The 19,492-nt window shown below is 47.9% G+C and carries 19 protein-coding genes; 18 read left to right on the top strand and 1 reads right to left on the bottom strand.

Features of this window, described 5'->3' with window-relative positions; all coding sequences use genetic code 11:
* The first annotated feature begins 50 nt into the window (after window positions 1-50).
* The 18 genes from dapF (at window position 51) to spoVM (ending at window position 18,567) form a co-directional block, all read left to right on the top strand.
* Window positions 51-884: a diaminopimelate epimerase gene (gene dapF / locus C170_RS23410; RefSeq protein ID WP_036614947.1), complete on the top strand. Its 834-nt coding sequence runs from the start codon at window positions 51-53 to the stop codon at window positions 882-884.
* A gap of 214 nt (window positions 885-1,098) precedes the next feature.
* A complete protein-coding gene (locus C170_RS23405) occupies window positions 1,099-2,988 on the top strand; it encodes a bifunctional homocysteine S-methyltransferase/methylenetetrahydrofolate reductase (protein ID WP_036614629.1) in 1,890 nt (629 codons plus the stop codon).
* Window positions 2,989-3,007: 19 nt separating this feature from the next.
* Window positions 3,008-3,907 carry a YicC/YloC family endoribonuclease gene (locus tag C170_RS23400; protein WP_036614623.1) on the top strand — a complete coding sequence of 300 codons (900 nt, stop codon included), beginning with the start codon at window positions 3,008-3,010 and terminating at the stop codon, window positions 3,905-3,907.
* A 51-nt stretch (window positions 3,908-3,958) separates the two neighbouring features.
* On the top strand, window positions 3,959-4,219 hold the full coding sequence (gene remA, locus C170_RS23395; RefSeq protein WP_006209218.1) for an extracellular matrix/biofilm regulator RemA: 261 nt from the start codon (window positions 3,959-3,961) through the stop codon (window positions 4,217-4,219).
* 13 nt (window positions 4,220-4,232) lie between these two features.
* Window positions 4,233-4,805, top strand: coding sequence for a guanylate kinase (gene gmk, locus C170_RS23390; protein ID WP_017687445.1), 573 nt, complete (start codon window positions 4,233-4,235; stop codon window positions 4,803-4,805).
* Between the two features lie 157 nt (window positions 4,806-4,962).
* On the top strand, window positions 4,963-5,175 hold the full coding sequence (rpoZ, locus tag C170_RS23385; RefSeq protein WP_036614619.1) for a DNA-directed RNA polymerase subunit omega: 213 nt from the start codon (window positions 4,963-4,965) through the stop codon (window positions 5,173-5,175).
* 138 nt (window positions 5,176-5,313) lie between these two features.
* Window positions 5,314-6,549, top strand: a complete 1,236-nt coding sequence (coaBC, locus tag C170_RS23380) for a bifunctional phosphopantothenoylcysteine decarboxylase/phosphopantothenate--cysteine ligase CoaBC (RefSeq protein WP_036614617.1) — start codon at window positions 5,314-5,316, stop codon at window positions 6,547-6,549.
* A gap of 3 nt (window positions 6,550-6,552) precedes the next feature.
* Complete coding sequence (gene priA, locus C170_RS23375; protein WP_036614614.1) at window positions 6,553-9,102, top strand: primosomal protein N'; 2,550 nt, start codon at window positions 6,553-6,555, stop codon at window positions 9,100-9,102.
* Window positions 9,103-9,218: 116 nt separating this feature from the next.
* Complete coding sequence (gene def, locus C170_RS23370; RefSeq protein WP_017687449.1) at window positions 9,219-9,707, top strand: peptide deformylase; 489 nt, start codon at window positions 9,219-9,221, stop codon at window positions 9,705-9,707.
* Window positions 9,708-9,719: 12 nt separating this feature from the next.
* Complete coding sequence (gene fmt, locus C170_RS23365) at window positions 9,720-10,673, top strand: methionyl-tRNA formyltransferase (protein WP_036614612.1); 954 nt, start codon at window positions 9,720-9,722, stop codon at window positions 10,671-10,673.
* On the top strand, window positions 10,670-12,148 hold the full coding sequence (rsmB, locus tag C170_RS23360) for a 16S rRNA (cytosine(967)-C(5))-methyltransferase RsmB (protein WP_051447366.1): 1,479 nt from the start codon (window positions 10,670-10,672) through the stop codon (window positions 12,146-12,148). Before fmt ends, rsmB begins: the two co-directional genes overlap by 4 nt.
* Window positions 12,149-12,401: 253 nt before the next feature.
* A complete protein-coding gene (rlmN, locus tag C170_RS23355) occupies window positions 12,402-13,442 on the top strand; it encodes a 23S rRNA (adenine(2503)-C(2))-methyltransferase RlmN (protein WP_036614609.1) in 1,041 nt (346 codons plus the stop codon).
* 7 nt (window positions 13,443-13,449) lie between these two features.
* The gene (locus C170_RS23350; RefSeq protein WP_036614606.1) at window positions 13,450-14,226 is read left to right on the top strand and encodes a Stp1/IreP family PP2C-type Ser/Thr phosphatase; all 777 of its coding nucleotides are present in this window, start codon (window positions 13,450-13,452) and stop codon (window positions 14,224-14,226) included.
* The gene (gene pknB, locus C170_RS23345) at window positions 14,223-16,433 is read left to right on the top strand and encodes a Stk1 family PASTA domain-containing Ser/Thr kinase (protein ID WP_036614603.1); all 2,211 of its coding nucleotides are present in this window, start codon (window positions 14,223-14,225) and stop codon (window positions 16,431-16,433) included. Before C170_RS23350 ends, pknB begins: the two co-directional genes overlap by 4 nt.
* A gap of 61 nt (window positions 16,434-16,494) precedes the next feature.
* Complete coding sequence (gene rsgA, locus C170_RS23340) at window positions 16,495-17,403, top strand: ribosome small subunit-dependent GTPase A (protein ID WP_017687455.1); 909 nt, start codon at window positions 16,495-16,497, stop codon at window positions 17,401-17,403.
* Between the two features lies 1 nt (window position 17,404).
* Window positions 17,405-18,064 (top strand): ribulose-phosphate 3-epimerase, encoded by a 660-nt coding sequence (rpe, locus tag C170_RS23335; protein WP_017687456.1) that lies wholly within the window; start codon window positions 17,405-17,407, stop codon window positions 18,062-18,064.
* Window positions 18,065-18,067: 3 nt separating this feature from the next.
* A complete protein-coding gene (locus C170_RS23330) occupies window positions 18,068-18,319 on the top strand; it encodes a hypothetical protein (RefSeq protein ID WP_036614600.1) in 252 nt (83 codons plus the stop codon).
* Between the two features lie 167 nt (window positions 18,320-18,486).
* The gene (gene spoVM, locus C170_RS23325) at window positions 18,487-18,567 is read left to right on the top strand and encodes a stage V sporulation protein SpoVM (protein ID WP_017687458.1); all 81 of its coding nucleotides are present in this window, start codon (window positions 18,487-18,489) and stop codon (window positions 18,565-18,567) included.
* Window positions 18,568-18,761: 194 nt separating this feature from the next.
* On the opposite strand, the gene rpmB is transcribed toward spoVM, so the two are convergent.
* The gene (gene rpmB, locus C170_RS23320) at window positions 18,762-18,950 is read right to left on the bottom strand and encodes a 50S ribosomal protein L28 (RefSeq protein WP_017687459.1); all 189 of its coding nucleotides are present in this window, start codon (window positions 18,948-18,950) and stop codon (window positions 18,762-18,764) included.
* Window positions 18,951-19,492: the final 542 nt, after the last annotated feature.

The raw sequence follows: 19,492 nt of genomic DNA, 5'->3' as shown, positions 1-19,492 counted from the left end.
AGCAAGAATATAGCTTTGGCAGCAGACTGCCAAAAGGAGTGGGCAAGATTATGGAATTTACGAAAATGCATGGACTTGGTAACGATTTTATCGTTGTATTTGGTGAAAAGGAGCTTCCGGCAGATGCAGCAGAGTTGGCTGTGAAATGGTGCAACCGTTTCTTCGGCATCGGTGCGGACGGCCTGGTTTATATACTGCCTTCGGAGAAGGCGGACTTTCAGATGCGTATCATGAATTCGGACGGTTCGGAAGCAGAACAGTGCGGTAATGCCATTCGCTGTGTGTCCAAATATGTATACGATCATGGTCACGTGAACCAGGAGCAGATCACCATTGAAACGATTGGTGCAGGGGTACAACCTGTGAGTCTCAACATTCGTGATGGTAAAGTAGAGACGGTTCGTGTGGATATGGGCGAACCAATCCTGAATGGCCTTCAAGTGCCTACAACGGTGGATGCCAACCCAGTGGTTGATCACTACATTGAAGCAAATGGACATGCGTTCAAATTCACTGCCGTATCCATGGGTAACCCGCATGCGGTTATCTATGTAGATGACGCTGTAAATTTTGACCTCACAACTTGGGGACCCCTTCTTGAAGTGCATCCGATGTTTCCAAAAAAAATCAATGTGGAATTCGCCACAGTTCGTGACCGTGGATATGTGGACATGCGTGTATGGGAACGCGGAGCGGGTCCAACACTAGCTTGTGGAACCGGAGCTTGTGCGACACTGGTATCCTCTGTCCTGAATGGTCATACAGATCGTACAGCAGTCATCAGCCTCAAGGGTGGGGATCTCCACATTGAGTGGAATGAAGCTGACAATCATGTGTACATGACTGGACCTGCTGAAGTTGTTTTTAAAGGAATCACTTCATAAAAAGTGAAAGGTTTAACCAAAGGGGCCTGCGGGCCTCTTTTTTTGTCAAAAAGGATAGGTCGTGTCTCCTGTACAGAGACATATTGGGGGCTGTATGGCAAGAAAGTCCATATGAGCTGGATACTCATTAAAAACCTGTGTTTTTCTTCGTTTTTTAGCGTTTTTTGTGTTACATTAGTATGTAAATGATCGCAGCTAGGCGGGGGGAAATGGGATGAAGGCGGATTTGCGGAAAGTTATGCAGGAACGGGTTCTCGTTGGAGATGGGGCCATGGGAACATTTCTGTACCAAATGGGGTTCCCGGTGGGGATTTCATATGAAGAATTAAACTTGATTTCACCTGAAGTAGTGGCGGATGTACATCGCAGTTATCGGGATGCAGGTACAGAAATATTTGAAACAAATACGTATTCTGCCAATTACGACAAGTTGTCCAAGTTCGGTCTGGAGTCCAAGGTGGAGGACGTGAACCGTGCCGGTGTACGCATTGCCAAAGAGGTAGCTGGAGATACCGGTTATGTGCTTGGTGCAGTTGGTTCCATTCGAGGTGGCAAGCGGACAAACGTGTCAACGAGTGAACTGAAACGCTTTTATCAACAACAGATCTCTGCACTGCTAGATGAAGGCGTGGATGGCATTTTGCTTGAGACCTTCTATGATATCGAGGAAATGGATATTGCCCTTTTGCAAGCGCGCAAGCTAAGTGATCTGCCCGTAATTGGACAGTTCGCGGTAGAGGATGTAGGACACACACTGGACGGATATACAATGCCTGAAGCCTTCCGGATTATGCGGGAGCAGGGCGCGGATGTCATTGGATTTAACTGTCGCTCAGGTCCAAACGGGATTATGCGTGCCATGGAAACCGTCTCGGGACGAATTGGTATTCCAATGTCCGTCTACCCGAATGCGGGTGCAGCAGATTATGTAGATGGTGAGTTCCGTTATGGTGCGACTCCGGAGTACTTTGGTCAGACGGCAGTGCAATTTGCTGAACTGGGCGCTCGTATTATCGGTGGTTGCTGTGGTACGACACCTGATCATATCACCGCTATGAAAGAGGCGCTTGCTGACTATGTGCCTTCGCCTATTCTGGAGCCTGATCCGTCAGAATCCAAACCGCGTATTGTGTTGCATGAAAATGTGGATGAGCGTTCCGGACGTGGCGGACAGCCTACGATCGTTGATCTGGTCAAGCATCGTCACACCGTTATCGTTGAACTTGACCCGCCACGTGACTTGGACATTGCCAAGTTCATGAAAGGTGCCGAGACACTGAAAGCAGCCGGAGCCGATGCCCTGACACTGGCAGATAATTCACTCGCGGTTACACGCATGAGCAACATGGCGCTGGGTCACCTCGTTCAGGATCGCACGGGCCTTCGTCCACTGGTGCATATTGCTTGCCGTGACCGGAATCTGATTGGAACGCAGTCCCACATGATGGGGTTTGATGCTTTGAGTATTAATCATGTACTGGCTGTAACAGGAGATCCTGCAAGATTTGGCGATCTGCCGGGTTCAAGCTCGGTATACGATCTGACTTCTTTTGAAATCATACGCATGATCAAACAGTTGAACGATGGAGTGGCTTTCTCAGGTAAACCGCTGAAGCAAAAAGCTGGTTTTGTCATCGGAGCGGCATTTAATCCTAATGTGAAATATTTGGAGAAAGCTGTACAACGTCTGGAGAAGAAGATTGCCTCTGGCGCTGATTACATCATGACACAACCGATCTATGATCCTGAGTTGATTGTAGCAATGCACGAAGCGACCAAACATCTGGATGTGCCCATTTTTGTAGGTGTAATGCCGCTAGCGAGTGGACGGAATGCAGAGTATCTACACAACGAGGTTCCCGGGATCCAGCTTTCGGATCAAGTGCGTTCCCGTATGGCAGGTCTGGAAGGCGAAGAAGGCCGTGCGATGGGAGTAAAAATTGCCAAAGAACTGCTGGACGTAGCAACAGCGCATTTCAAAGGCATCTATCTCATGACACCGTTTATGTTCTACGGCATGACGGCCGAACTGACTCAATACGTATGGGAGAAGTCGGAGCATCAATGTCCTACTTGTTTCAACCCTAATAATCAATTACAATAGTAAAACGGATGTGATGCCGATGTCATTCAGTATGACCGGATACGGTCAATCCGCCTTTCATTTTGGCGGCTATAAGGTACAATTAGAGATCAAATCTGTTAATCATCGTTATTGCGAAGTGATGATGCGTCTGCCAAGAGAGTGGACGTATTATGAAGACGGTTTGAGGAAGATCGTACAGAGTCGTTTGAAACGTGGGCGGATTGATGTTTATGTAATGAAAGAAAAAGAGGAAGACCAGGCTCTTCCCGCTGTTCTGAATGAACAGACGGTCAGGGCCTATCTGCAGGCTGCAGAGCAACTGGAGACCCAATATGGATTGCAGGGCAAACCAAGTATTGTGGATATGCTTGGGCTGCCAGACGTCATGGTTCATTCGGATGGGACAAGTTCCATTCCCGAAGAGCAGAAGGACGAATGGGAGCGAGTTCTGCAGGAAGGATTGAAAGAGGCTCTGTCCAGCCTTGAACAGATGCGCGCTCGCGAGGGTCTTCATCTGGCCAGTGATCTGGAACGGCGGATTACCCGTCTGGAGTCACTGCATACCGAAATGCTTGATCTTGCACCGACTGTGGTAAGTGATTATCGCAACAAGCTAAGACAAAGGCTTACGGAAATGCAGGAAGAAGGCTCTTTCCCTTTTGATGAGCATAAATTGGGTATGGAAATTGCAATGTTTGCCGATCGTTCTAACATAGAAGAGGAGCTTACGCGTCTACAGAGTCACTTTGGACAGAGCAGGGAACTGCTGAAGAGTGATGAGCCCGTAGGTCGTAAGTTGGACTTTCTAATTCAAGAGATGAATCGGGAAGTCAATACGATTGGATCAAAAGCCAACCATTTGGCTCTGGTGAATCGTGTTGTCGAGATGAAGGCGGAGCTGGAGAAGATTCGTGAGCAAGCTGCGAATATCGAATGAACGGCCACATTTCGGCAAAAGAGTCGCATGTATAGGGGGAAGAACCTGATTATGGCAATCAAACTCATTAACATTGGATTCGGTAACATCGTATCGGCGAACCGGATTATATCCATCGTGAGTCCGGAATCGGCGCCGATCAAGAGAATTATACAAGAGGCAAGAGATCGTCACATGCTGATTGATGCAACGTACGGAAGACGTACTCGTGCCGTAATTATTACGGATAGCGATCATGTCATTTTGTCTGCAGTTCAGCCTGAGACGGTCGCCCATCGTCTTTCTTCGAAAGATGATGATAACGACGAATAAAATGGAGTGTAATATGTCTAAGGGATTACTGGTAGTGTTGTCCGGCCCATCTGGGGTCGGGAAGGGTACTGTATGCAGCGCTTTGCGCAAACGGGTGCCGGAATTGATCTATTCCGTATCGGCAACAACCCGTCAGCCTCGTCTTGGTGAAGAACATGGTGTGAACTATTTCTTCAGAAGTCATGAAGAGTTCCAGAACATGATTGCTGAAGATCAATTGTTGGAACATGCGGAGTATGTTGGTAATTATTACGGAACACCGCGTGATTTTGTAGAGAAAACGATTAACGAAGGCCGCGACATCATTCTGGAGATTGAGGTTCAAGGCGCGTTAAAAGTGAAAGAGAAATTCCCGGAAGGGATCTTTGTTTTCCTGCTTCCTCCTTCATTGGACGAGCTGAAAGATCGCATTCAGGGCCGTGGTACCGAAAGCCAAGCGACCATTGATCACCGGATGTCTGTGGCGGTTGATGAGATCAGTCTGCTGGAGCAGTATGATTACGCTGTTGTTAATGATGAAATTGATTTGGCGTGCAAGAGAATAGAAAGCATCATAATCGCCGAACATTGTAAGATCAATAAATAATCCCTTTTGCCGCTGCAGAATGCGATATAAGTGGGGCAGTTGTCATATCATATACTGAAGCACTCCTTCTCGGAATGCCCGGGTGTGAAGACATGCCACATCAGTTCTGTCAGGCGGCAACTTGTGATTATACTAATGCGAAGAGGTGTTTGTTAATATGCTGTATCCTTCTATTGATGAAATGATGAACAAAGTCGACAGCAAGTATTCCCTTGTTGTTGCTGCTTCCCGCCGGGCTAGACAGCTACGTGAAGGTGAAAAAACGGATTTAAGAGGTGCGAGATCCCATAAACAAGTTGGCGTTGCACTGGAAGAAATCTATGGAGACCTGCTCGTTGTCATCAAAGGACAGGACGAAGAAGAAGAGTAAGCCGCCTGCGGCTGCTCTTCAACTGCATACGGCGTAAGCCGGATTAATTGACAACCGCGAGGTTGTTATTTTTTTACGAATAAGCATATTTTAACGGAATCTTACTTAGACGTCGTATAAATATCGGGGGAAATAAACATGTTGAACGGTAAAAAAATCGTGCTTGGTGTGACTGGCGGCATAGCCGCTTACAAAGCGGCAACATTATGCAGCAGACTGGTGCAAAAGGGAGCGGATGTTCATGTGATTATGACAGCTTCCGCTACACAGTTTATTACCGAATTGACGCTGCAAACGTTGACCCGAAACACCGTATATACCGATACATTTGATGAGCGTGAGCCAGCAGTCGTATCTCATATTCATCTGGCCGATCTGGCGGATCTTGTTCTGGTTGCTCCGGCAACAGCCAATGTAATTGCCAAGATGGCGCATGGCATGGCAGATGATATGCTCTCAACAACTCTTCTTGCCACGACAGCCCCTGTCATGATTGCTCCAGCGATGAATGTACATATGTATGATCATCCAGCTGTAAAGCATAATATGAACCTGCTTGTTGAACGGGGCGCCATGATGATTGAACCGGGTGAAGGTCTGCTTGCGTGTGGATATGTGGGCAAGGGACGTCTGGAAGAACCGGAGAGCATTGTGGATGTGGTAGAACGTTTCTTTGAACAGCGAGAGTCTGCAGGCATTAGTCGGCAGGGACAAGCTCCATTGTTACAAGGCAAGAAGGTTGTTGTTACGGCTGGAGGTACGATTGAGCGCATTGACCCAGTACGATACATTACGAACGATTCATCTGGCAAAATGGGATTTGCCATAGCCGCAGCTGCGCGTGATCTGGGGGCAGATGTGAAATTGGTTATGGGCAGTACCCAATCCAAGCCACCGGAGAACGTGGAGTTGATCCCTGTACAGTCTGCACAGGATATGTATGAAGCGGTAACACGCGAGTGGGACGATGCTGATATCGTGGTTAAGGCGGCGGCAGTTGCCGATTATCGTCCAAAGGAAGTTTACACCGAGAAGATCAAGAAGAAAGGCGACACGTTGTCGCTCGAACTTGTTAAAAATATAGATATTCTTGAAACACTGGGCAAACAGAAAACCCATCAGTTTTTGATTGGTTTTGCTGCGGAGACTCAGTCAGTTGAGATGTATGCACGTGAGAAATTGGAACGGAAAAACTGTGATCTGATCGTAGCCAATGATGTAACCCGCACGGGTGCAGGATTTGGAACAGACACCAACGCGGTACATATCTATGACCGGGAAGGTTTGGTGGAGGAGCTTCCAGTGATAGCCAAGGACGATGTGGCTCATCGGTTGCTCCGGATTGCGGCGGAGCGCATTGCCGGGAGGAATTAGGATATGGAGATTGCCAAGGTCATAGTCGATGTTCCCGTGAAGGAAACAGACCGGCCGTTTGATTACCTGGTACCTGAATCGATGAGAGAATGGATCGAGATTGGCAGCCGGGTGGGTGTGCCTTTTGGTCATCGGACGGTGCAGGGATTCGTGATTGATCTTGTGCCGCGTACCGGAGAGGAAACATTCAAACTTAAGCAGATTCAGGAGTTACTGGACATTGTTCCCCCGTTGTCAAAGGATTTGGTTGAGTTGGCCGAATGGATGAGTGGACGTTATGCCAGTAACCGGATTTTGTCATTGCAGGTCATGGTGCCGACGGCATTGAAAGGGAAAGCAGAGCGATACATCTCGCTGGGAGATGCACTTGATGGACAGATGGCGGGTGCACAACCGGATGATGAGGTGTTATTTGTTTGGGGAGAAGAGTCTACGACCGAGAAAGTACAGCAGGATATCATCCGTTTTGTCAAAAGTCGGGGTCAGGTACCGCTGCAACAACTGAGTCGAAAATATCCCAATCATGCTGCACTAATTAAGAAATTATTGCTTGGTGGCGTGCTGCTGGAAAGTCAGGCCATCAAGGACAAGTTAAATAAAAAAACGATGAAGTCCGTTGATCTGGCTGTAGATATTGCTGCTGCTCAGGAAGCACTTGCTTCATTCCCGGCGAAAGCACAGCGGCAGAAGGAGATTCTGACTTTTTTGCTGGAAATGAAAGAACTGCTGCCCATGCCGATGAAAGAAGTGTTATCTACACTACAGGTATCGGCCGCAACGATTAAAGGGCTTGAGGAAAAGGGATTGATTGTCACCGAGGACGTTGAGGTCTTCCGTGACCCTTATCAGGGCAGGACGTTCAAAGCGACTGAACCGCTGGTTCTGACCGATGAGCAAAAACTTGTCTACGACAATATCAATGGCCGATTGCAGGAACAACGCCATGGGGTGTTTTTGTTACATGGTGTTACGGGAAGTGGCAAGACGGAAGTCTATCTTCAAACCATTCAACAATGCATCGAACAGGATCGGCAGGCTATCGTACTGGTGCCCGAGATTGCGCTCACACCACAGATGGTAGAACGTTTTAAAGGGCGATTTGGAGACCAAGTTGCTGTTATGCACAGTCGTCTGTCTGGCGGTGAACGTTATGATGAATGGCGCAAGATTCGTGAGGGTCAGGTGAAGGTTGCAATTGGAGCACGTTCAGCTGTATTTGCTCCATTCAGTCGGCTTGGGTTGATCATTATGGATGAAGAACACGAGACTTCCTACAAACAGGAGGAAACTCCGAAATATCATGCTCGTGATGTAGCGGTAAAAAGAGCACAGCAGCATCAGGCGGTGGTTGTTCTTGGTTCAGCGACACCTTCGCTGGAAAGTTATTATGCAGCACGCTCGCAGAGTAATGATGATTTTGCACCACTCTTGCTGGAGATGCCAACGCGGGCACTGGGTAACAAGCTGCCTGAAGTGCGGATCGTTGATATGCGTGAAGAGTTGAAGGATGGAAACCGCTCCATGTTCAGCAGGGCTTTGCACAAAGGGCTGGAGGAACGCTTGGAACGTGGTGAACAGACGGTGCTTCTGCTGAATCGCCGTGGTTATTCGACCTTTGTTATGTGCCGAAGTTGTGGATATGTGGCAGGTTGTCCTGAATGTGATATTTCATTGACGTATCATCAGCGCTCGAATAATCTCCGTTGTCATTACTGCGGGTATGCGGAAGCGGCTCCGGAAGTGTGTCCGGACTGTGGAAGTGAGCATATTCGATACTTTGGTACAGGTACACAGCGAGTCGAGGAAGAGCTTGCCAAGCTCTTCCCGGGTATTCGGGTCATTCGGATGGATGTGGATACAACAACGGAAAAAGGGGCTCACGAGAAGCTACTGAAGCAGTTTCGTGAGAAAAAGGCGGATGTATTGCTGGGCACCCAGATGGTTGCGAAGGGTCTTGATTTCCCGGATGTAACCCTGGTTGGCGTGATAACAGCGGACTCAGCGTTGAATTTACCTGATTTCCGTGCTGCGGAAAAAACGTTTCAGTTATTAACACAGGTAGCTGGCCGAGCGGGCCGGCACCAATTGCCTGGTGAAGTGTTTGTTCAGTCCTATACGCCGGAACACTACTCAATCGGGCATGCGAGTCAGCATGACTATGTGTCGTTTGTACGTGAGGAATTGCTGCATCGTCGCAATTTGCAATATCCGCCATACTGTCGCCTGATTCTGGTGACCTTTTCGCATGAGCAGCTTCCGGTATTGATTCGTCTTGCCGAGAACTACACGCGGATACTGAAAGAGAAGGCTAATGCAGCCGGATGGCTCGGCAGTCTGGATCGATTCAGCAATGATGCCTTTGATGTACTAGGGCCGGTAGCGTCTCCGATTCCTCGTATCAAGAATAGATACAGATTCCAATGTATGATAAAATGGCGGGGGGATGTAGACGCCATAGGACTTGCTCTGGCTACGGCCCGGCGCATGGACGATGATGTTCAGGCGCAAAAATTGCTTATTAGTCTGGATGTAGACCCGCAAATGTTAATGTAAGCATTTTGCAGCAATGCGGATGTAAACAAGCGGTATAAACATAGATTAAAATGAATACCCCAAAAATACAGATATCGTCCTGAAATTATGATGAGGATTAGGAAGGTGCTTACAACATGTCGATTCGCATTATTGTGCAAGAACCAGATGAGGTGCTCCACAAGAGAGCCAAAGAAGTAACCAAAATTACACCAAATGTACAAAAATTGCTGGATGATATGGCTGATACCATGTACGATGCGGAAGGTGTGGGTCTTGCTGCGCCACAGGTTGGTATTTTGAAACGTCTGATTGTTATCGACGCAGGTGATGAGCAAGGGCTGATCAAGATGATTAACCCGGAGATCATTGCAAGTGAGGGAGAACAATTTGGACCGGAAGGTTGTCTGAGTATCCCTGGAATTAATGGTGATGTTCGCCGTTTCGAGACCGTTACAGTTAAAGGTCTGGATCGTGAAGGTAAAGAGCTGATTATTACGGGTAGTGGCTTGCTGTCCCGTGCATTCCAGCATGAGATTGATCATCTGGATGGCGTACTCTTTACGGATGTCGCCGAGAAAGTGTACGAAATTGCAGCCGACCAAACGGGACCGCGTCGTAATTAAGGAGTGATCGATTTGAATATTGTTTTTATGGGAACACCTGAATTTGCAGTTCCTTCTCTCGATATGCTGATTGCAGAGGGGTACAATGTGGTGGGTGTGGTGACTCAACCTGATAAACCACAGGGACGCAAAAAAGTACTTACGCCAACACCGGTTAAGGCCGCGGCAGAACGCCACGGTCTGCCGGTGTTTCAACCTGTTAAATTGCGTGATCCGGAAGCCGTAGCCCGCTTAGCTGAATGGAAGCCGGATCTGATCGTAACCGCGGCCTTTGGACAGATTCTGCCCAAAGCTGTGCTGGATATGCCTGTTCGTGGTTGTGTGAACGTGCATGGCTCTCTTTTACCGAAATATCGGGGAGGAGCACCGATTCAACGTTCCATTATTAACGGGGAATCCGTGACAGGAGTCACATTGATGTATATGGCTGAAGGCTTGGACACCGGAGATATGATCTCGCGTGTGGAACTGCCAATTACGGATGAAGATACATCAGGATCGATGTTTGATAAATTAAGTGAGGCTGGTTCCAAACTGCTTCAGGCAGAAATGCCACGATTGATTACAGGCGAGACAACGGCGGTCCCTCAGGATGATGCTGAGGCTTCGTATGCTCGCAATCTGACTCGGGATGACGAGAAAATGGACTGGAGTCGTACTTCACGTGAACTGTTCAATCAGATTCGTGGTCTTGTGCCGTTCTCCGGTGCATTTACGATGTGGGATGATCAGGTCTTCAAAGTTTGGGCTGCGGCTAATCCCGATCAGGTGGACCTAGAAACTTCTTCAGATGCTGGACAAGCAGAGCCGGGAACGGTGCTGCAATTGAATAAGGCAGGGATTGAAGTCCGCACAGGCAATGGATCTCTCTGGTTGACTGAAGTGCAGCCAGCAGGTAAAAAGGTGATGCAGGCCGCTGACTTTGCTCGCGGTGGTACACTGAAACCTGGAACGGTGCTGCGATGAGCGGTAATATACCAGGTCGTTCGTCAGGAAAAGGCCAGAAAGCTAATGGAAATTCATCCGGACGTGAAGGAAACCGTCGTCCGAATTCGGGTAAATCGGGTGGTGCATCGCGCTCCCAGCAACCCAAAACATCTGCTCGAACATTGGCAGTCAAGGTTCTGAGTGCTGTTGAGCAAGATGGAGCATACAGTAATCTGGAGTTGAACCGCCGTCTGAAAGAGGCGGATTTAAGCCCCGCAGATGCTGGACTAGCTACCGAATTGGTGTATGGAACAATCGCCAGAATGAATACACTTGATTATTTTCTGGAACGTTACGTCGCCAAAGGAGTATCCAAACTGCAACCATGGGTTCGTAGCCTGCTGCGAATCAGCGTATATCAGATGATATACCTGGATCGTATTCCGGAGCATGCCGTGGTGAGCGAAGCGGTTAATCTGGCGAAGAAACTGGGCCATCAGGGAATCTCGGGTATGGTGAATGGAGTGCTCCGCAATATGATCCGCAATCGGGATGAACTTCGTATTCCAGAACATCTGCCCGCTGCAGAACGTATTTCACTGGAGCATTCCCACCCGTTATGGATGGTTGAACGCTGGATTGCCCAGTACGGCGAAGAGACAGCGGAAGCGATCTGTCGTGCGAATAATGAGCCGCCAGCGGTGAGTGTCCGGGTCAACACAACAATGACCACACGGGAGAAACTGATGCATGAGATGACCAGTACAGGTGCAGTCGTTGAAGCTTCTCAGCTGAGTTCCGATGGAATTCTTGTACGTAGTGGCGGAAACATGGCTCTAACGTCCTGGTATCGGGACGGGTTGTTCTCTGTACAGGACGAAAGTTCCATGCTTGTCGCTGAAGCAGTTGCGCCAGAAGTAGACCAACTTGTATTGGATTGCTGCGCAGCTCCAGGTGGTAAAACAGCTCATATGGCTGAGAAAATGCAGGATCGCGGTCGTATTGTCGCGAATGATGTACATGCTCACAAGCGCCAGCTGATCCTGGATCAGGCGGAGCGTCTCGGTCTGACTTGTATCGATGCTGTAACTGGAGATGCACTAGACCTGAATGAACGGTACCCGGAAGCGTCGTTTGACCGCATTTTGCTGGATGCACCATGTTCAGGTCTCGGTGTTATTCGCCGCAAGCCAGATGTGAAATGGACCAAAACCGTAGAAGATATCGAAGATATCTCCAACCTGCAGCGTGAACTGCTTGATCGAGTTGCGCCGTTGTTAAAACCAGGTGGTATTCTGGTTTATAGCACGTGTACGATTGAGCCTGCTGAGAATGAGGATATGGTTGCAGACTTCTTGAATCGACATCCGGAATATAGTCCAGCAGAAGCATCTGTCTGGTCCGAATCGGAGACAGTGAATTTGAAGGCCGTGAACGGTGGTATTCAGATTTTGCCACAATACGCTCACAGCGACGGATTTTTCATCGCACGGTTGACAAAAACAGCGGAATAACAGTTTAATAGAGCACGGAAGCATGACCGCCGAGGGGAACTTCGGCGGATTTCTTTGTGATGGGACTTCGATATAATTGTCAGAGAAAAGTGATGACAGGGTGCGATGGCGGCATTGAGGTGTTATAATGCATGAAGTACAGATATCAAGGGTATACATGGATGTAACGTGGTCTTTGTGATAGAATAGGACGAATGGAACGAAAAGAAGGAAGCCAACGAAAAGAAAAGAAGGAATAGGTGTTGACAACAAAATGAAACCTTTTATATATGATTATTCTCTGGAACAACTGCAGCAATGGGCTGTGGAGAATGGGGAGCCGGCGTTTCGCGGTGGCCAAATCTTTGACTGGATTTATGTAAAACGCGTGAATGATTTCAGTGAAATGACCAATCTTTCCAAGCCATTGCGTGAAAAACTAACAGAGCAATTTGAATTCGTAACGCTTAAGGAAATTACCAAGTTTGAATCCAAGGATGGAACGGTTAAATTCCTCTTTGGTCTTCATGATGATCATGCCATTGAGACAGTAATCATGAAGCATAACTACGGGAACAGCATCTGTGTAACCACACAGGTTGGTTGTCGTATTGGTTGTACGTTCTGTGCATCCACATTGGGTGGACTCAAGCGTAACCTTACGGCTGGGGAGATTGTTGCCCAGGTTGTGCAGGCTCAGAAAATTTTGGATGAACGCGGCGAGCGTGTCAGCAGCATTGTAATCATGGGTTCAGGTGAACCTTTCGAAAACTATGAAGCTACGATGACTTTCCTACGCATTATGATTCATGAAAAAGGGCTGAATATCGGTCAGCGTCACATCACGGTATCCACGAGCGGAATCGTTCCGAACATCTACAAGTTTGCAGATGAAGATACACAGATTAACCTCGCAATTTCGATTCATGCACCAAATGATGCACTGCGTTCGAAATTGATGCCGGTTAACCGTCGTTTTCCTTTTGAAGACGTGATGGAGTCCCTTCGTTATTATCTGGCCAAAACAGGTCGGAGAATTACGTTTGAGTATGCACTTATTGGTGGGGTAAACGATCAGCCAGAGCATGCAGCAGAACTGGCAAGTGTGCTTAAGAACATGTTGTGCCACGTGAACCTGATTCCGGTTAACCATGTACCTGAACGCAAATACGTAAGAACATCGAGAAGCGACATTTTCAATTTTCAGAAGATTCTCTCGGAACAGGGTGTTAATGTAACCATTCGTCGTGAACAGGGACATGATATTGCTGCCGCTTGCGGTCAGCTTCGTGCAAAGCATATGGAGTTGAGGTGAGAACGTTTTGATCAAAACAGTTCATGTGAGCCATATCGGACGAGTGCGTTCGGTGAATGAAGATTCAGCCTGGATTCGTAATCTCGATACAGGATATATTCTGGGTATTGTTGCCGATGGCATGGGTGGACATCTTGCAGGGGATACGGCAAGCCGCTTGGCAGTAGAGACGTTGGTGAAAGATCTGGGAACACTGGAACCAGGTCTGTCACATGCGTCTCTGTCTGCGGCTCTCAGCGATGCTATTTTGCATGCCAACGAAGTTATCTTCCGCACGGCATCAACAGATGACAAGTATCACAACATGGGAACAACGGTAGTTGCGGCTTTATTGAACGATACGGAAGGTGTTATTGGACACATCGGTGATAGCAGAGCCTACAAAATTGCGAACAAAGCTGTGATCCAGCTAACCGAGGACCATACACTGGTGAATGAATTGTTCAAAAATGGTCAGATTAGCAAAGAGGATGTGTCCCATCATCCACGTCGCAACGTACTAACTCGTGCGCTTGGAACAGATGCCGAGGTGAAGGTAGATCTGGATACCGTCAAGCTGGAGGAAGGCGAAGTTCTTCTCCTGTGCAGTGATGGTCTCAGTAACCTGGTCAGCAATGAGCAGATTATTCAGGTTGCCGGCAATCTGGAACTGGCATTGGAAGATCGTGCAGACCGACTGCTTCAGTTGGCTTTACTTGCTGGGGGAGACGACAACATCACGGTTGCTTTGTTCGAGTTGCAGAGGGAAGGTTCCGTGGATACGGAAACGGGGTGTGAGTCATGATTGGGCACCAGCTAGGCGGACGCTATGAAGTGATTGAGCGTGTCGGTGGTGGCGGCATGGCTCTTGTGTACAAAGCCCAGGATCTTCTGTTGAACCGGAATGTAGCGATCAAAGTTCTTAGACAACAGTTTGTGCATGACGAAGAGTTTATTCGCCGTTTCCGCAGGGAAGCACAGTCGGCAGCATCGCTGTCTCATCCGAATGTAGTCAGCATTTATGACGTGGGGCAGGAAGATGACGTTCATTATATTGTCATGGAGTATGTGGAAGGCAAAAACCTGAATGAAATTATTAAAGAACGCGCCCCTCTGCAGGTGGACGAATCGGTGCGAATCGCTTCCCAGATTGCAGATGCTCTTGATCATGCACATCATAATCAAATCATTCATCGGGATATCAAACCCCACAATATATTAATTGGCCGGAATGGCCGTGTGAAAGTTACGGATTTCGGGATTGCCCGTGCGGTTACATCTACAACGATTACGCAGACCGGTTCCGTAGTTGGTTCTGTACATTACTTCTCACCAGAGCATGCCAAAGGCATCGTTACTGGTGAAAAATCGGACTTATATTCTCTTGGGATTGTACTTTACCAAATGCTTACCGGGCAACTTCCGTTTCTCGGTGAAAGTCCAATCAGTGTGGCATTGAAGCATTTGCAGGAAGAGTTCGATGAACCACGCAAATTCAATCCATTGATTCCGCAAAGTGTGGAAAATGTCATCTTAAAATCCATGCGTAAGAATCCGCAGGAACGTTATCAGTCGGCCAAAGAAATGCAGACCGATCTGGAAACTTGCCTGATGCCGGAGAGACGAAATGAAACGAAGATTGATTTTCCGGATGAGGATGATATAGACCAGACTCGCGTAATGCCAGCGATCAAGCCTGAACCGCGTGGAGTTACATCGACGGGTGCGGTGCCTGTGATGGAGTCTGACGAAGAAACTGGCAAGGGTAAAGCGAAATCGAAGAGCTGGAAGAAGCCAGCACTACTCATCTCATTAACCGTTCTTATTCTAATCGCCATGGTGGGCGTTGTATGGTATGTCAAGGGTATGCTGGTTGTACCTGAAGTAACCGTGCCTAACGTAATCACCCAGACAGAAGAAAAAGCTCGGGAAATGCTTGAGGAGAAAGGACTCGTCGTCAGTGATGAGGTCATCCGTCTGTACCAGGAAGGTGTCGAACCCGGTATCGTCTATGAACAGAGCAGAAAAGAAGGCGATGTTGTCAAAGAAGGTTCCGAGGTCCAGATCAGTGTTGGTGCGGAAAAAGAACTGGTGAAGATGATTGATGTCAAACAAGTAACTTATGATGAGGCTGTCAAGAAGTTGACTGCGCTTGGCATTAAGGAAGATCAGATTCAGCGGAAAGATGACTTCTCCAATGATGTGGCTTCAGGTTCTGTTATTTCCCAGACGCCGGGTGTGAATGAGGAATTCGATCCTGTGACAGTTCAGATTGAGTTAACCGTAAGTAAAGGCACTGAAACGGTCAAAATGCCTGATCTGAAAAATCATACCCGCAGTGAAGCCGAAGAAAAACTTAAATCTGCTGGACTTGTGCTTGCTCAGGTGCAGGAAGAACAAAGTTATACGGTAGAAAAGGGCAAAGTGACGCAGCAATGGCCTGTGGAAGCGGGCGCAGATGTGAGTCCTGGCGATAAGATTACGATCTTTATCAGCACAGGGTATCCACCTGAAGCGCTGCAATATCCTTTTGATATCAATGTATCACCCAAAGAAGAGGGCAAAAACAGTAAAATCCGTATCACATATGAAGATGCACGTGGCAAGAATCAGGAATGGGGAACTCGCACCGTGAACTCAACCCAGATCTTGACCATTCCACTTGTACTCGCTCCAAATGAAAATGGGGCTGTGTCCGTCTATCGTGATGGACAGTTCCTGGATACGTATCTTGTCTCCTACAGTGAAGCCAAAAACGGAACAGTAAACGTACCTTCCATTGACCCGGAACAAAGCACTGAGACGCCGCCAGAAAATGAGCCTGATCCAGGTGAAGGTAGCGTTGATGAGGGAAGTGTTGATTCCAATCAGGAAGGTGAACCTGAGTCCACACCGGCAGACGGTGAGGGTGAAAGCGTAGATGAGGACACTTCTGCCATGAATAATGGTAAGGGGCACGGCAAGGAAAAAGAGAAGAAAAAGGAAGTCATTAACGCATCAAGCCGTCCATAAGGGCGGCTTATGCTGGCGTCTGGAGTAAATGTACCACCATCTAAAGGAGGGCGTCGGAGCTATGCCAGAAGGTATCATCGTTAAAGCGCTAAGCGGTTACTATTATGTCATGCCAGTGGAAGACAACGGGGTTCCTTCGGTTGAAGGTTCCGCCGTTCAATGTCGAGCCAGAGGTATCTTCAGAAAGCGGGGAACATCACCGCTTGTAGGTGATCGCGTCAGCTACATGTTGACTGAGAACGGAGAAGGAACGGTTGATGAAATTCGGAAGCGTGAGACGGAACTTATCCGTCCTCCTGTAGCCAATGTAAGTTTGGCTGTTCTCGTGTTCTCTGTGAAGGAACCGGATATGAACCTGAACCTGTTGGACAAGTTCCTTGTTCACATCGAGCAGGCGGGGTTGGATGCACTCATTGTGTTGACCAAACTGGATTTGGCAGATCCAGCCAAAGACACTGTTGCTGAAGTGAAAGCATTGTATGAACAGGTTGGTTATGAAGTGATCTCCACAAGTTCACGTACCGGTGAAGGCAGTGAATTGCTCAGAGACCGTCTGGCTGGTAAGATCAGCGTATTCTCCGGACAATCCGGTGTAGGCAAGTCTTCGATGTTAAATGCATTGATGCCGGGCCTGACGCTGGAGACAAATGCGATCAGCATGCGTCTAGGACGAGGGAAACACACCACCAGGCACGTGGAGCTTATTCCGTTGGATAATGGTGGATTTGTTGCGGATACGCCAGGATTCAGCCAACTGGACTTTCTGGAGATCGGTGTGGAGGAACTCTCCACTTGTTTCCGGGAATTCGCCCAGTTTGCAGATCAGTGCAAATTCCGAGGTTGTACCCATACACATGAACCAGGCTGTCGTGTGCTTGCAGCCAAGGAGGAAGGTCTGATCTCCGAAAGCCGATATCAGCACTATGTGCTGTTCCTGACCGAAATGAAAGATAAGAAGCGGAGGTATTAACATGATTAAAATTGCCCCATCGATATTATCAGCTGATTTTGCCCGCCTTGGTGCGGAAGTTGCAGAAGCTCAAGCTGCAGGAGGAGACTGGATTCATGTTGACGTTATGGACGGTCATTTCGTCCCTAATATTACGCTTGGACCTGCGATTGTGAAGGCAATCGCTCCACATACAAGCTTGCCGCTCGATGTGCATTTGATGATTGAGAATCCGGAGCGTTATGTTGAGGAATTTGCCAAAGCGGGTGCAGCGGTAATTACCGTTCATGCTGAGGCTTGTGTGCATTTGCACCGCGTTATTCATCTAATTAAGGAGCAAGGAGTGAAGGCAGGAGTTGCCCTTAATCCAGGAACGCCAGCATCTGCCATTCTCGAAGTTCTGGATGATGTGGACATGGTTCTTGTCATGACGGTCAATCCTGGCTTTGGCGGACAGGCATTTATCTCGGGTACCATGAACAAAATCAAGCAGATTCGTACCTGGTTAAACGAAAAGGGACGCCATGATGTACATATCGAAGTAGATGGCGGAATTGCTGCCGATACAGCCCCGCTTGTGGTGGAAGCTGGAGCAGATGTGCTCGTTGCCGGGAGTGCCGTATTTGGCCGTGAGGATCGTGCTGCCGCGATTACTGAAATACGCCGTAGCTACGGAGGCTGATCTATGAACCTCAAGGAGACACTGTGGACGATGGCTGCGAGTCTCGTGACGGGACTTGTGCTTGCTTTGTTTGCGGTTATTCAATCCCCGTTTAATGCCATCACGTCATTAATCGGGGTAGGCGTTGTTATTATGTATTTCCGCAAATTTGATCGTACGGGACATCGGGTTACTTTTGTCATATTCGGCATACTGTATTATTTACTGAGTGTTTTCATGATCGCTGCCTATCAATATATTCCTGCCCAAACATAAATGACCTGATCTTCGGGCTTGTCATTGTGGAATAGGGATCGAAGGTTCCGCATAAATATGGTTACATGAGCAGGTTTCTCATGTAGCCTTTTTTGTCGTGTTTGAGGTAAAGAAGGCCTGAAGCATAGGATACGGCGGACGCATGAGCATGATGGGGAGGGTGAATTATGAAATTTTACACATTCAAACTGCCGAAGTTTTTGGGAGGGTTTGTAAAGGCGATTCTTAATACGTTTCAAAAGCACTGATCCGATTGATAAGGTAACAGGGAATACCGCCGCTTTGGCTCAGTCTTATCTGGAATTCGTACCTGCGAAGCGTCATGCGGCGGCCATTCACATGTTAATGAGCGTATTCAAGAATCCCTTTTTTGAATACCAAAAAAGCACCTGCAAGGAACAAGGTGCTTTTTGCTTACCCGATTTATAGTAGCTTTGCGTGATTATACGCGAGTCACTTTACCGGCTTTCAGTGCACGGGTGCTTACGTATACACGTTTTGGTTTGCCGTCAACGAGAATGCGGACCTTCTGAACGTTTACGCCCCAAGTACGACGGTTACGGTTGTTAGCGTGGGATACGTGGTTACCGGTGCCCGGTTTCTTACCTGTCACATAACATTTGCGAGACATAGATTACACCTCCTATCCTAAAATAACCAGTTGCCTTCAGAAACGAAAAGTCATTCCATAAGGACTAAATTGTTCTTCCTGATCATAAAGATCAGGTTTCAGTAGCTAATGGCGTTGTTTAAGCCGGCATGAACCGGATCATTTCCATTACTTAACCTGCATAAAACAATACTTGAATATAATATCATAATTAAAAAAGCTTCGTCAACTGATCCAAAAACTTTATTTATTTCTCCTGTCTAATATAGTACAATGTTGAGTAGTCCATAATACAGTGGTGAACAGGCTGTTGCCGCGAGGAAGTCGGAGAATAAACCGTACTTAGAGGTCGGTGGTCTGCTTTTTTGGCAACGCTGTGAGCTGCGGCATTCCATCATTGGCACCAGTCTCCATGCGGCATTCATGCCGGCTCTTGATACCGGTGCATATCCGTATGCCCCGAAGTTAGGGGTGCAGAGAGTGCAGGATATTGGTAGCCCGGCCGCCCAGACCGTTAATCCGGCTGACATGTTGTATTGTATGCCTGTGCCGGACAAGGTATG

The sequence above is a fragment of the Paenibacillus sp. FSL H7-689 genome (assembly GCF_000517905.1).
Taxonomy (GTDB): domain Bacteria; phylum Bacillota; class Bacilli; order Paenibacillales; family Paenibacillaceae; genus Paenibacillus; species Paenibacillus amylolyticus.
The sequence above is the reverse complement of the archived record's forward strand: the minus strand, read 5'-3'. Positions and strand labels throughout refer to the sequence as shown.

What these genes read in the sequence shown, in the direction of transcription:
- C170_RS23400 (WP_036614623.1), top strand. Translation starts at nt 3,008, where the DNA reads ATGTCATTCAGTATGACCGGATACGGTCAATCCGCCTTTCATTTTGGC.
- rpe (WP_017687456.1), top strand. Translation starts at nt 17,405, where the DNA reads ATGATTAAAATTGCCCCATCGATATTATCAGCTGATTTTGCCCGCCTT.
- def (WP_017687449.1), top strand. Translation starts at nt 9,219, where the DNA reads ATGTCGATTCGCATTATTGTGCAAGAACCAGATGAGGTGCTCCACAAG.
- rpmB (WP_017687459.1), bottom strand. Translation starts at nt 18,950, where the DNA reads ATGTCTCGCAAATGTTATGTGACAGGTAAGAAACCGGGCACCGGTAAC.
- gmk (WP_017687445.1), top strand. Translation starts at nt 4,233, where the DNA reads ATGTCTAAGGGATTACTGGTAGTGTTGTCCGGCCCATCTGGGGTCGGG.
- dapF (WP_036614947.1), top strand. Translation starts at nt 51, where the DNA reads ATGGAATTTACGAAAATGCATGGACTTGGTAACGATTTTATCGTTGTA.
- priA (WP_036614614.1), top strand. Translation starts at nt 6,553, where the DNA reads ATGGAGATTGCCAAGGTCATAGTCGATGTTCCCGTGAAGGAAACAGAC.
- rsmB (WP_051447366.1), top strand. Translation starts at nt 10,670, where the DNA reads ATGAGCGGTAATATACCAGGTCGTTCGTCAGGAAAAGGCCAGAAAGCT.
- rsgA (WP_017687455.1), top strand. Translation starts at nt 16,495, where the DNA reads ATGCCAGAAGGTATCATCGTTAAAGCGCTAAGCGGTTACTATTATGTC.
- rpoZ (WP_036614619.1), top strand. Translation starts at nt 4,963, where the DNA reads ATGCTGTATCCTTCTATTGATGAAATGATGAACAAAGTCGACAGCAAG.
- coaBC (WP_036614617.1), top strand. Translation starts at nt 5,314, where the DNA reads ATGTTGAACGGTAAAAAAATCGTGCTTGGTGTGACTGGCGGCATAGCC.
- C170_RS23405 (WP_036614629.1), top strand. Translation starts at nt 1,099, where the DNA reads ATGAAGGCGGATTTGCGGAAAGTTATGCAGGAACGGGTTCTCGTTGGA.
- spoVM (WP_017687458.1), top strand. Translation starts at nt 18,487, where the DNA reads ATGAAATTTTACACATTCAAACTGCCGAAGTTTTTGGGAGGGTTTGTA.
- C170_RS23330 (WP_036614600.1), top strand. Translation starts at nt 18,068, where the DNA reads ATGAACCTCAAGGAGACACTGTGGACGATGGCTGCGAGTCTCGTGACG.
- pknB (WP_036614603.1), top strand. Translation starts at nt 14,223, where the DNA reads ATGATTGGGCACCAGCTAGGCGGACGCTATGAAGTGATTGAGCGTGTC.
- remA (WP_006209218.1), top strand. Translation starts at nt 3,959, where the DNA reads ATGGCAATCAAACTCATTAACATTGGATTCGGTAACATCGTATCGGCG.
- rlmN (WP_036614609.1), top strand. Translation starts at nt 12,402, where the DNA reads ATGAAACCTTTTATATATGATTATTCTCTGGAACAACTGCAGCAATGG.